Below are 13,256 nucleotides of genomic sequence, written 5' to 3'. Positions count from 1 at the left end.
CACGGCAAGCGTGTCGATCAGACCGTACGATTCCGCCGGCGGCTCGCGCCGACGAGCGCCAAGCCTGCAAGCAGAAGAGAACCCGGTTCGGGGACCCCGATCGCCGTGGCGCCGCCGGTCGACCCGTAGTTGGCGGCCCAGTAGTCGTAGTCCGCTTGGTCGACGACGCCTGCGCTGGGGCCCGACTCGTCGCCGTTGCCGCTCAGGACGTCGTTCGATCCATTTAGATTGTCGCGCCAGACGGTGTAGTCCGCGGCGTCGACGCTGCCGTCGAGGTTGTAGTCACCCGGGATCGGCGTGACGGCCGTGAAGTCGACGGCGATGTTGTCGAAGAGCACGGTGTTGTCGTTGTCGAAGCCAAACTCCGTGTGGCCGAAGTACCACGAAAAGTAGATGGAGTTCTCGTTGTCAAAAACGATGTGTTCAGGCAGGACGCCGGTGTCGCCGGTCGCCGTCGCGGCGCCGACATTGAGCGTGGTGGACCAGGGCTGAAAGCCGGCCGTCATCGCGAGCGACACAGGAATATCGCTGACGACATACGTGTTGGCACCGTCCAGCATGTCGCCGTCAGAATTGGCGTCGATACCGTAGGTCACCTCGTAGTCCGCGTCGAACTGCCCAAAGTTAAAGTACAGCGGAACCTCGGAGAGTTGGCCGTCGAGGCTCAAGTCCCACGAGAAGCGGTAGTTCGCGGGATCGTCTTCCCCAAGACCGGTCATGCCGCTGTCGTTGGGAACAAAGAAGCCACCGCCGCCGCCGGTATAGAAGTAGCCCGGCGGTTGCGGGTTCGGTGGGAACGTCCCGACTTGCGTCGCCAATCCGGACGAATCGACCGTCTGCTCGTACGCGAAACCCCCGTTGCCATCCGAGACGATCGCGTGGCTGAACCCAAGGTTATATGTGGGGAAGTTGACGTTCCCCGTGGGTCCGTGGAACTGGTACATGCCAGTGGTCCCGCCCGGATTTTGGTCAGGGGGGATCGGACCGTCGAACTCGAGATCGAAGTCGATTTTAAACTGGGCCGGTGCGTAGCCCACGAACAGTAGGCTCGCGGCCACGACGGCGATCGCTTGCAAGGCGCCTCTCATACTATTTCTGCCTGTAGATGGTCGCGGAGGGCGATTGACTTAGAGAGTGGGAGGAGCGTTGGCTCCACGGCGTGATCAGTTAGAAGCCGGCCGGCTCACCCCCAGCAGGCCGGCTCCTACCTGATCGGAATCTTAAACTCATTGTTTGTTCTTGCGCTGGCGCGGGCGGCATTGACCCAATCGCCAATAGTCGGCTAGCGCCGCCGGCGACGCATCATCCCGAGGCCCGCAAGCCCGATCGCTGCGATGGCGGTCGATGTGGGCTCAGGGATCGCCGGTCCCGCGATGCGGACGTTGTCGACCGTGAACGAGACGCCACTAAATCCGGCGTTATAAATCAGGCCGATCTGCAGGTAGCTCGCGAGGTCGCCGGGCGAAAAATCGAAGGGCACCGAGGTGGTGAAGGTCCCGTCGAGGTTATCGACGGTGGTCCCGAAGTACTGGTCGAAGTGGCCGTCGTAGTTAAACAGAGCGCCAAGCTGGAAGTAGCTAGCGGCCGCTTCGGCGGGAATCTGATGGTCGAACTGAATCACGCCCCCTGTGCCGAGGGCGCTGACGAGGGCCACGTTGTCTTGCTGTCCATCCGAGCTGATGTACATAAAGCCGGACCCGGGGATCACCAGCAGGGACCCGGGGGTGCCGGGGCCACCGCCCTCGGCGAGGCCATTGGTCGAGGAGCCATCCAAGTCGGGACTAGCCTGCTGGACGGAGTCATTCCAGCCGGTGAAGTCCTCTTGTGTTGTAAAGAGCGTCGTGTCGGCGGCCGACGCGGACACAGCGGTCCCGATGGCGAGAGCCAGCGCGACGCGGCCGATGCAAAAAACGTGAGAGGGCGTAGTCATTAGATGCAACTCGAGCGGTTAGCGATAAGTCCCGGCAGGCGCCGAAGGGGCGTTTCCCGCGGGCGCGTCGGCGGCAGACGCCCCAACTGGCAGCTGTAGCCGATGCAGTGGAAGTAGAAGCGGATAAGCGGTAACTGACGAGGATCGGGGCAGGTGAGTCTGCCCCGTCTAGGAACAATTAAGCGGCGCCCAGGCGTTTCTGACGCGGTTTGGTGCTTTTTTCCGTCAGATTTTTTCAAATCAGGCTCATAACTTGGTGGAACTGTCACCCCGCGAATGGCGGACGCCTTTTCGTCGGGCAATCACTCCGTCGGGCAACCACCGAATGACGCCCCGAGGACCATCGCGGCTGCTTCGAAGCCGATAAGGCAGTTAACGACAACGCTTCAACCATGTCAGACGACCGCAGCCGACGCTTCATGGAAATGCTCACTGCGCATCAGCGCGACTTGTACTCCTACGTGACCATGCTGCTCGCCGGCGACTCGGCCGCGGCCGATGTGGTCCAAGACGCTAATGTCGACCTCTGGTCGAACATGGACCGTTTCGACTTCGACCGACCGTTTCTCCCGTGGGCGATGAAGTTTGCGTTCAATCGGGTGCTGGCGCACCGCAAGGCGCGGGGCCGCTCGCGGCTCGTCTTCAGTGACGAATTCGTTCAGGCCCTCAGCGATGATTGCGTTAACGACCCCGTCAAAGCCGACGATCGACTCACCGCCTTGCGAGAGTGCCTCGGGCAGCTGCCGCCGGGCCAGCGTCAGCTGGTGACCCAACGCTACCAGGGCTCGCTGTCGGTCAAAGCCATCGCGTCTCGAACCGGGGTGACGGCCAACGGCGTATCAGCGCAGCTCTACCGACTCCGCAAAGCGCTCGCCAAGTGCATCGAAACACGCCTCGTCGGCGCCGACGGGGGCTACGCCTCATGACCGACCCCGAATCCCGCCTGCGAGATCTACTCGACTCGGTCCTTGCTGGTTCTGAGACCGACGTTGAGAGCGCCGAGTTGCGAAGACTGCTTGACGATCATCCAGGCCTGCATCGCGCGGTCTTCGAGCAATTGCGCGTCCATAGTTTGCTGTCGTGGGAGATGTCTCCGTCTGCCGTGGCGGAATCGGTGACAGCCCAGCCGGACGATTCATCACCGACGGATGAGAAAAAGAACGTCGAGCCGCCCCATCGAGTGGCGCCGGCGACGGCCCTCCCGCAAGGCTTTAGGCTCTGGAGCACCGGCGCCGCCTTCATCGCGACCGCGGCCTGTCTGCTCGCGACGCTCTGGTTCTGGAGTCCCGACCGGCTTGGCCCCACCCGGGCTGCTCCTGCCAGGACTGGTAACTTTGCGATCGGCCGGGTTCTCCCCGGGGCCGACTTGCGACTGGCGTCGGCGACCTCAGCGCTGCTCGGCGCTGATCAGCTCGTGTCGGGATTGCTAGAAATCGAGACCGGGTCTTTGTCGATCGAGTTTGCGTCGGGTGTCGAGATGGACCTCACCGGGCCGGCCCAGTGCGAAGTGGTCTCCGGCATGCTGGTGCGACTCCGCAACGGCCAAGCGACCGCCCAAGTCCCGCGGTGGGCGCGTGGCTTCACCATTGAGACCCCCGATGTCGGCGTCGTCGATCTTGGGACCCGGTTTGGCGTCGCGCGTGAGATCGACGGGAAGACCGACGTCGTCGTGTTCGAGGGCGAGGTGGATCTCAAGTCGCTCCAGAGCGAGGAGCGGTCTTTCGAGCGGCGTCTGACGCAAGGCGAGGCGGCAAGGGTCGACCGCCTCGGCGGGATGGAGCGGATCTTTCAAGTCCACGGTGAGTGGACCGGCAACGGCTGGTCTACCGCCCGACGGCCGGAAAATGACGCCTTGATTGCCGCGGTCTGGGACAACCTCGGCGCTAGCAAGAGCGTGAGCTACTACCAGGTGCTGGCAGGCGGCTTCGGTGAAGACGCTCCGTCTTACGTCGACCATCCGCACGAGTGGAATGGCCTCGATCACGACGGCCTCCCGGACTTCCTGGCCGGCGCCGACTATGTCCGCACGGTCAACGACTACCGCTATCGTGGCGAACTAACCATCCAGATCGAATTCGCCCAAGACGCGGAACTGTATGTTTTCTTCGACAATCGGGTCGCTATTCCCGACTGGCTCCTTGCCGACTACGAAGACACGGGCGTCGATATCGGCCTCGACGAGGACGCTTGGTTCGGCAATCCCGAGTTCAGCGTCGCATCCGGTCCTGGCGAGAGCATTGACAACGTCTTTTCGGTGTGGAAGCGCCCGTTCCGCAGGGGTCAGGTGGTGACACTCGGATCGATGGGCGTTGGTCGGGAAGCTCGCGCGATGTACGGCATCGCCGCAACCCCGAGGTAATTGGCGTTGGCCAAGACGCTCCCGCTCCCCCCTCAGGCGGGCAACTAGCCGAGGGCCTTTTCACGATGGCGATTCGATGCCCAACTTCGCCCTTACGGCTGTCCCCTTGCGAGCGAAGGCTTCCGCACTGGCTTATGTCGTCCTCATTGGGGCGACGGCCGGCGTGTCGCTGGCGGAGACGGTTTGGTCGATCGACACGGTGGGCTACCCGCCACGAGCTGCGAAAGTCGCGACGCTCGCCATTGCATCGGCTAACCCTGGCGACCTGTTCCGAGTCGCTGAGTACGACAGTCAAGCCGTTGTTTTCGAGGGACAGCTCAAGGCGTCTCCAGCGGGCGACGCCTTGGTGGCCGACTTCTCGGCCGTAAGCACTCCAGGGCGATACGCCTTAGTCGCCGGAGACGCGTTACGATCACCGCCGTTCGCAATCGACTCGGGCGTCTATTCCGAAGCGTTCCGTCTTACGCTCCAGGCGATGAAGCTTTGGCGTTGCGGCTGCGCCGTCTCCGCAACGCATGCCGGGGAGACCTTCGCCCATGAGGCCTGCCATCTTCACGACGCCTACCACGTGGTCGACGGGGCGCTCGTTCGACGCGACGGCGCCGGCGGATGGCACGACGCGGGGGACTACAACAAGTACGTCGTCAACGCGGGAGTCTCTGTCGGCTGCCTGCTCAAGGCTTGGCGAGACTTTGCCCCGGCGATCACCGCTGCGACTGACACGGCGTTGCTGGACGAGTTGCGGTGGGAGCTCGACTGGCTGCTGAAATTGCAGAATGACGATGGCTCGGTGGCGCACAAGGTCAGCACGCGGGACTTTGGGCCGTTTATACTTCCCGAGGAGGAGCGGGAGCGTCGCTACTTCTCCGACTGGGGAACCGCCGCTACCGCCAGCTTTGTCGCCATGACCGCTGCCGCGTCCAGGACCTTCGAGCTGTCTGACGCGGCGTACGCGCAACGGTTACGGAACGCGAGCCTGAAGAGCTACGCCAAGCTGCTGCGACATCCCGAGGACCGGACCCCCGACCTCGAACTCTTCTCCACCGGGACGTATCAATCGGCCGACCGCGACGACCGGCTTTGGGCCTTCGCCGAGGTCTGGGAAACAACCGGCGAAGACGACGACTTGCGGCGACTCGAGGAGGCGATCAGCCGGCATGCCGACGGCTCGCAACGCCGTAGACGTCGCGACACGCATTCGGAGGGGGCTTTTGAGACCACGTTCGATTGGGGAAACGTCGCCAATCTGGGCCTGATGACCTACTTGGAATCGTCTCGTTCCGGACGCTCACCCGCGTTGGTTGAACGCTTAAGGACGGGCTTACGGCGGACCGCCGATCGACTGGTAGAAACCGCCGCCGAACATCCCTACGGCCGGCCAGCCGGCGAACGCTACGGCTGGGGTTGCAACGGTGTCGTCGCCCGGCAGGTGCTGCTTCTCGAAGCGGCGAACCTTGTGGAGCCCCGGCAAGCGTACTCCGCCACGGGGCTCGACGCCGTTCACCACTTGTTCGGCCGTAATCTCTTCGGTCGCTCGCAGGTAACCGGATTGGGTCATCACCCGCCACGGCATCCCCATGATCGTCGGAGTGGTGCCGACCGCGTCGCCTCCCCTTGGCCGGGCTACTTGGTTGGCGGCCCGAATCGCGGCCCTACCGATTGGCGGGACGACCAAGATGATTTCCGCACCAACGAGATCGCCATCAATTGGAATGCGGCCCTGGTCTATGCGCTAGCCGCACAACTGCCCGACACCAACGACTCCGTCCGCTAATTGCCCCGCCTGCTAATCGCCCACCTGGGCGGCGTGCTCTCATCTCGATTATCACCTCGAATACCCGTGCTTCTATGAGCTTTCCTATTCCATTTGCATCGCGGGCTACGGCCTGGCTGGCGACAATCGCGATCACGAGCGCTCCGGCCTTGGCCGGCGAATCCCTCGGCGACTTGGTCGATGTCGCCGACGCTTTCCAGGGGCAGCAGTCGGTCCACTTTGTCGCCGAGGACTTGGTGCGGTTTGACCAAGAAACTGGCAAAGGGGCGATCCGTTGGTTGCGTCATGAACGGCGGCAGAGCTTGAATTTCAACAAGGTCGACACGCCGCTGTCACGCAGCGCCGCGACCGAGTTCCCCGATACCGAGTACGACCGCGATCCGGTGCTGCCGTTCGAGTTGACGCTCGTTAGCGATCGCACGATCCGGCTGAGGTTCAACGCGCGTGACGCCGCCCTCCCGGCTGGGGATTCGCTGATGCTCGTCGGGCCCGTTGCGGCGGGCGGGGAATGGACCGTCGAGAGCGACGACGAAGAGATTGTCATGAAGAGCGCTAAGGCAACGCTTCGGATGACGCTGCGGCCGTGGCGCGTGACCTTGGAAGACGCCGAGGGGAGAGTGTTGACCGCAACCCGACGGCTGGGCGAGCCCGCGTCGTTCTCGGCGCCACCCGGGTTCTCGTTCGTGCGGAACGGCGCCGACTTGTCTCGGTCGTTTGCTGCTGCGACGTCGCTGTCGCCCGGCGAGCGTCTCTTCGGCTGTGGCGAATCCTTCACGCGCCTCGACAAACGTGGCCAGCGGATTATCGCCATGACACGAGACGCGATGGGCGTGCAATCGCAACGGATGTACAAACCGATCCCCTTTTACCTCAGCAGCAACGGCTACGGCGTCTTCGTCCACACCAGCACGCCGACGACCTTCGACTTTGGCCGTGACTTCGATGGCACGAACGTCGCTTACGTCGGTGACGAGCAGCTGGACCTGTTCTTCTTTGTCGGCGACCCGGCGGAGGTGCTCGAGGAGTACACCGCGTTGACCGGCCGCAGCCCTGCGCCGCCGGTCTGGTCCTTCGGCCTCTGGATGAGCCGGATCACCTATAAAAGCGAGGCGGAAGTCCGCGACGTGGCGGCGAAGCTCCGCGAGCACGCCATCCCGTGCGACGTGATCCACCTCGACACCGGTTGGTTCGAGACCGATTGGCAGTGCGACTATCAGTTCTCAGCGAGCCGTTTCGACGACCCGCGAGGCATGATCGCGGACCTCATCGACGACGGCTTTCGGGTTTGCCTTTGGCAGCTCCCCTACTTCACCGCCAAGAATCGCCTCTTCGACGAGGCCCAGGATGACGGGCTCTTCGTCAAGAACCGTGGCGGCAAGATGCCGGCCGAAGATGGCGTGCTCGATTTCACCAATCCCGACACGGTGGCTTGGTACCAAGGCAAGCTCACCGAGTTGCTGAAGCTCGGAGTCGGAGCCATCAAGGTCGATTTCGGCGAAGACGCCCCGTTGGAAGGCGTCTACGCATCGGGCCGCACCGGTTGGTACGAGAGGAACCTCTATCCGTTACTCTACAACCGCGTTGTCTCGGACCTGACCGAAGCCATCACCGGCGAACGGATCATCTGGGCCCGCAGCGCCTGGGCCGGTAGTCAACGCTACCCCTTGCATTGGGGCGGTGACGCGGAGAATACCTACTCCGCGATGGCCGCCACCCTCCGTGGTGGGCTATCGCTAGGCCTATGTGGGTTCACCTACTGGAGCCACGACGCGGGTGGCTTTGTCGAGCGCGCGCCGCGCGAGCTCTACGTCCGTTGGCTCGCGATGGCGGCCTTTGGCTCTCATACACGTTGCCATGGCGCCCCGCCGCGCGAGCCGTGGGAGTACGACGAAGCGTTCGTCGGAACCTTCCGCCAGATTATGGAAACTCGCTACCGCCTGATTCCTTACTTGGTGGCCCAATCGCGGACCGCCGCCGAGCGCGGCGCGCCGCTGATCCGTCCCCTCTTCTTCGCGTACCCCCACGACCCGACCAGTTGGCTGATCGAAGACCAGTACCTGCTTGGCGAAGACTTTCTGATCGCGCCACTGCTCGACGATGGCCTCCAGCGCGACGTCTACCTACCGCCCGGTGATTGGATCGATTACCAAACGGGAGGGACCTTTGAGGGACGCGCCTGGCATACGATGACGGCAGCCGAGCTACCGATCATCGTGCTTGTCCGCAACGGGTCGCTCGTCCCGCACGCGCCGCTCGCCCAGCACACCGGCGCCATTGCCTGGGACCAGCTAGAGCTTGTTCACTACGGCGACAGTACGGCGGACGCGTCGACACGAGTGTTCTTCCCGGAGGGACGCGACACCATTCTGACCGCCCACCTTTCGGGGCAGGGGGATTGGCGACTGTCACCGCAAGAGTCAGACGGCGGCAGCGACTACGCGGTGCGGACAACAACACCTGGATTCGATCACCGCGGAGAAGACGAATGACCCCACGCCAACAGAGCCAAATGAGGGGTCGCCTGCGGGTTGCCCTGTTCGCACTCGCGTTTTCCTTCGCAAACACGGCGTTGGCGCGCGAGGCGGACTTCAACCGGGGCTGGAAGTTCACTTGGGGCGACCCGTCCGGGGCCGAGCAGCTGGCGTTCGACGACCTTGCGTGGCAAACGGTCCGCACGCCGCACGACGCGGCGATTGCCGGCCCCTTCGATCCCGATGTCGACGGCCACGCCGCCAAGCTCCCCTGGCGGGGTGTTGGCTGGTACCGCAAATGGCTCTCACTCGATCGCCGCGAAGAGGGCTCTCGAGTTTACCTCGACTTTGACGGCGTCATGGCGGCGCCGAAGATCTACGTCAACGGCCAACTGGCCGGGTCGTGGGACTACGGCTACACGCCCTTTAGGATCGACATCACCGAGCATCTCCGTTTTGGGCGGGCGAATGTTGTCGCCCTCCGTTTTAACACACGGCGCATGGAGACGCGTTGGTACCCCGGCGCCGGGATCTACCGGAAGGTGAAGCTGGTCGTGAGTCCCCCCACGCACCTGGCTCACGGTGGGACGTTCGTCACCACGCCAGAGGTTGCAGGCGACACGGCCACGGTGGTCGTCACTAACGAGGTGGCGAATCACTTGCCGATTGTGAGTCCGCTCAGCGTGGTCGTGCGATTGCTCGCGCCCGATGGCAGCACCGTCGCCGAATCCACCCGCGATTTGACCATCGCCCCGAAGAGCGACGCGGCAGCGAAGCACGAATTCCAACTCACCGGCGTTCAACGCTGGGAAGTCGACGCCCCGTCGCTCTATTCGGCCGTGACGGAACTGCGGATTAACGGCGCCGTCGTCGATCGTCGCACGACTTCGTTTGGCGTCCGCTCCTTCGAGTTCACCGCGGACGATGGCTTCTGGCTCAACGGGCGGCGTGTTGAATTGCACGGCGTCAACCTGCACCACGATTTGGGACCCCTCGGCGGCGCGTTCAACCGCCAGGCGGCGGAGCGACAGCTGCGGATTATGCAGGACATGGGGGTCAACGCCATCCGCACGTCGCACAACCCGCCTGCGGCCGAGTTCCTGGACCTCTGCGACCAGCTCGGGCTGCTGGTGTGGGACGAGCTCTTTGACAAATGGGACGCCACCGCGGGACGCGTCAATGGAGAGCCGTCGTTCGTCGCCCATCTGCAACGCCACGCGAGCGCCTTCGTGCGCCGTGACCGTAACCATCCGTCGGTGATCGTCTGGTCGATCGGCAACGAAATCCTCAATCAACCGCATGACCTCGAGGGGAAGTCCCGCGAGCGTGTCCGCACGGTTCGCGACGCGTTCCTCGAGCACGATACGACCCGCCCCGTGGGGCTGGGGTGCCACATCCCACAGACGGCGGAGAGCGACATCCTCGCCGACCTCGACCTGACCGGCTGGAACTACCAGCGACGGTACGCCTTGTTCCGCAAGCGTTTCCCCGAGACCCCGATCGTGTATAGCGAATCGGCGTCGACCGTGAGCACGCGCGGGTTCTACGAACTGCCGCTCCCGAGCACCAAGTGCGACTATTCGCCCGAGAATCAAGTCAGTGCGTTCGAACTGTGCGCGGCGCCTTGGGCGGATCTGCCGGAGGTCGAGTTTGATCGGATGCGGGAAGATCGTTTCGTCGCCGGCGAGTTCGTTTGGACGGGGTTCGATTACCTCGGCGAGCCGACCCCGTTCGCGGCAGTCGCTCGAAGTTCCTACTTTGGCATATGCGATCTCATTGGGCTTCCCAAGGACCGCTTCTATCTCTACCGCAGTGTGTGGCGTCCCGAGGCGGCGACTGTTCACCTCGCGCCGCACTGGAACTGGCCCGAGCGTATTGGAAAAGAGGTCCCCGTGATGGTCTATACGAGCGGCGACTCGGCAGAGCTCTTTCTCAACGGCCGTTCACTGGGCGTGCGGAGGAAGGGCGAGGCGCCGCCGCGCCCGCACAATCTGGCCCTTGGAGCCGCCGCGACGGCCAGCAGCCATCAGGAAGGCGCTGGGCCCGAACTCCTCACCGCCACTTCAACGCAACGCGATTCTCACTGGGCGGCCGATCCGGGGGACAAGAAGGCCTGGGTTGCGATCGACCTTGGCGACGAACAACCGATCGAGTCGGTCGCTCTCCAGTTCCCCCGCGAGTCGAAATACTACGGCTACCAACTGCAGGCGTCAGACGACGGCGTCGCATGGCGGACGATTGCAACGAAACAAGCCTCCGAATCGCCCCGCTGGGGAGGCGTCAACGAGGCGGTGCACAGCCTCTCAGTGACGAGTCGGTGGTTCCGGGTTGCGTTCCAGGAGTGCCTCGACGGTGTCGGCCCCGGTATCGTCGGCTTCTCGGTATTTGCGTCGCCTTACGAGGTGAATTACTTTCGCCCGACCTACAACGACCGAATCCGCTGGAACGAAGTCGTCTACGAGCCTGGCCTGCTCGAAGCGGTCGCCTACAAGGACGGCCGACCGATCGGAAAGGCGGCTGTGCGCACCGCTGGTCCGGTCAAACGGATCCTGCTCGAAGCGGATCGTACCGAGCTGGCCGCCGACGGGGAAGATGTCGCGTTCGTGACGGCGACTGCCGTCGACGAGAACGGGACCCCCTGTCCGCTGGCCGACAATGCCCTGCAGTTCAGCCTCACCGGACCGTGCGAGCTCGCCGGCGCCGACAATGGCAATCCGTTGTCGCTCGATCCATTCCTCGACGACCGCGTTCCGCTCTTCAACGGGCAAGCCATGATTGTCGTTCGGGCCCTTGAGGGGACGGCCGGCCAGATCCAGCTGCGCGTCGAGTCGCGGGGGCTTCCTCCCCAATCGATTCGGCTTGAGAGCAACGGAAGTTAGCCCCGTCCTTTCCGGCCGTGGCGAGGTTCGTGCGACGCCGCTGAGCCGGGCGTATCCGATGTCGGTCGGATCGGGAGGTTTGTATCCGAGCGCCTTGCGCCGCCGCGCGGCGCCGGTGACTATCGAACGCTGCAGCGCAATCACGCCTTGCGACAAAGGCGGCACGCCACGTCTTGACCCGACTTCCAAGTCGGATGCGCTGCGTGAGAACGCTGATCACACCGCGCTGCCGCGTCAGGTCGATCGTTCGACGCCGGCGATGCTAAGGGACCGCACTCTTGATCGATACTTCGACGGCGTGGTATCTAGCTCGCGTCGGAAGACCTGAATCATGTAGCTCGCGGAGCTGTACCCGGCCGCTTCGGCGATCGCAGGGATCGGGTGATCGGTCTCTTCCAGCAGACGGCGGGCGTGCTCGAGGCGGATTCGCTGGATCTCGGCGGAGACAGATCGCCCAACCGAGTCACGAAACATCGCGTCAAGTTCACGGCGATTCAACTCGGCATGTTCGGCGACCGAGTCGGCGGAGATGTCGCGACCTCTCGATCGCTTGATAAGGGCGAGGGCGGCGGCGACCTGCCGGTTGTCGACGCCGAGCAAATCAGTCGACTGACGCGCCTCGACGCGTAACGCGTTGACGACGATCTCGCGCGGGTCGTTGCCGCCCTTTCGCATCATGGCGTCGAGGTGGGCGGCGGCTTGGTAGCCTCCTTCGACCCCGTTCAACACGACGCTTGAGAGGGTTGGGCTGCACAACTCACAGAGGAGCGAGTCGTTATCGACGCCAATTACGGCAACTTGTTCGGGCACGCGGACGCCGGCGCGGCGGCATGCATCCAGGACATGCAGCCCGTGTTCGTCGTTGCACGCCATAATGCCGACCGGCTTGGGAAGCGACGCCACCCAATCGGTAAGCCGCGAAATCTCACGTTCCCAAAGGCCCGCCAGCTCAGTGGATACGGGTTCAAAGACCTGCGCTTCGAAACCCGCTTGGCGGATCACTTCGCCGAAGGTCTGCTGCCGGTGATCCGACCAGACTTTGCCAGGCGTGCCGACGAAGGCGTAGTGCCGATACCGGCGCTCGAGCAGGTGCTCCGCAGCTAACCGCGCCGCTGCGACGGAATCAACACGCAGGTCGGAGAACTGCGTGAGGGGGCTTGTCGGCTTGAGTTGCTCCTCGCTCTTGTCGAGGGCGATCGTCGGCAAGCCCGCGGCGAGTAGTTGGTCCGCGATCTCTTCGCTCACCAATCGTGCGAAGACTCCGTCGCCTTTCCAGTACTGCGACGAGGGGAACGACTGCTCGAAGTCGCCCGGGGTGAGATGGAAGCTCCAGGGGCCATGCAGGCGGGCGAACCGCGCGACGCCAAGCGCCACGTCGCGGCCGTAGCCGCGCGAGGTCTCGATCAGTAGGGCGACCTGTGGCGTGTGACGCATCGGTGTCCAAAATGACGGGACGGCGAAGGCCTCGTAGCTGATATCGGCGTGGATGCCAACGCGGTCCATTTCGTCTCGCTACGGCCGACCCAATATCAGGCCTTCTACGCAGCGAAACTTCAATTATATGCGGGCAAGCTAAATAATTGTAAGAAATCCGCTTGCCACGCCCCCCTCGTAGAGGATAGTCTGAGCGTGTTGCTTTTCTAAACATTTTTCTGCTTTTCAATCGACCCCGCTGCTCGTTCGGCTCGGCTGCCGTCGAAGGGCCACGGCGACTTGCCGCGTCCGCTCGCGTTCATCCGTGATGTCGATCGTCCGGTGAGTCCTGAGAACTGCGGATTGTCGTCGAATCGACGCGTTGTCCTCGTCCACCATTGGCTTCGCCTGAATCTGTCACAGGGGACCC

8 protein-coding genes are annotated in these 13,256 nt (G+C 63.5%); 5 read left to right on the top strand and 3 right to left on the bottom strand.

The annotated features are described in order from the left end of the window. Positions 1 to 17: 17 nt before the first annotated feature. Positions 18 to 1,088 carry a PEP-CTERM sorting domain-containing protein gene (locus tag Pla108_RS19835; RefSeq protein ID WP_146446724.1) on the bottom strand — a complete coding sequence of 357 codons (1,071 nt, stop codon included), beginning with the start codon at positions 1,086 to 1,088 and terminating at the stop codon, positions 18 to 20. A 194-nt stretch (positions 1,089 to 1,282) separates the two neighbouring features. Then, positions 1,283 to 1,930 (bottom strand): PEP-CTERM sorting domain-containing protein, encoded by a 648-nt coding sequence (locus Pla108_RS19830; protein WP_146446723.1) that lies wholly within the window; start codon positions 1,928 to 1,930, stop codon positions 1,283 to 1,285. A gap of 392 nt (positions 1,931 to 2,322) precedes the next feature. Between Pla108_RS19830 and Pla108_RS19825 the strand changes: the two genes are divergently transcribed. The 5 genes from Pla108_RS19825 to Pla108_RS19805 all read left to right on the top strand — a co-directional run bounded on the left by Pla108_RS19825 (position 2,323) and on the right by Pla108_RS19805 (position 11,413). After that, positions 2,323 to 2,856, top strand: coding sequence for a sigma-70 family RNA polymerase sigma factor (locus Pla108_RS19825; RefSeq protein WP_146446722.1), 534 nt, complete (start codon positions 2,323 to 2,325; stop codon positions 2,854 to 2,856). 161 nt (positions 2,857 to 3,017) lie between these two features. Beyond that, on the top strand, positions 3,018 to 4,289 hold the full coding sequence (locus tag Pla108_RS19820) for a FecR domain-containing protein (RefSeq protein ID WP_197526739.1): 1,272 nt from the start codon (positions 3,018 to 3,020) through the stop codon (positions 4,287 to 4,289). A gap of 76 nt (positions 4,290 to 4,365) precedes the next feature. After that, positions 4,366 to 6,063, top strand: a complete 1,698-nt coding sequence (locus Pla108_RS19815; RefSeq protein ID WP_146446720.1) for a glycoside hydrolase family 9 protein — start codon at positions 4,366 to 4,368, stop codon at positions 6,061 to 6,063. Positions 6,064 to 6,212: 149 nt separating this feature from the next. Continuing rightward, positions 6,213 to 8,552: a glycoside hydrolase family 31 protein gene (locus Pla108_RS19810; protein WP_197526738.1), complete on the top strand. Its 2,340-nt coding sequence runs from the start codon at positions 6,213 to 6,215 to the stop codon at positions 8,550 to 8,552. After that, positions 8,549 to 11,413 (top strand): glycoside hydrolase family 2 TIM barrel-domain containing protein, encoded by a 2,865-nt coding sequence (locus Pla108_RS19805; RefSeq protein WP_146446718.1) that lies wholly within the window; start codon positions 8,549 to 8,551, stop codon positions 11,411 to 11,413. Before Pla108_RS19810 ends, Pla108_RS19805 begins: the two co-directional genes overlap by 4 nt. A 234-nt stretch (positions 11,414 to 11,647) precedes the next feature. Here the strand turns inward: Pla108_RS19805 and Pla108_RS19800 are convergent, their stop codons facing one another. Continuing rightward, a complete protein-coding gene (locus Pla108_RS19800; protein WP_146446717.1) occupies positions 11,648 to 12,916 on the bottom strand; it encodes an AraC family transcriptional regulator in 1,269 nt (422 codons plus the stop codon). Positions 12,917 to 13,256: the final 340 nt, after the last annotated feature.

It is taken from the genome of Botrimarina colliarenosi, from assembly GCF_007859955.1.
GTDB lineage: Bacteria > Planctomycetota > Planctomycetia > Pirellulales > Lacipirellulaceae > Botrimarina > Botrimarina colliarenosi.
The sequence above is the reverse complement of the archived record's forward strand: the minus strand, read 5'-3'. Positions and strand labels throughout refer to the sequence as shown.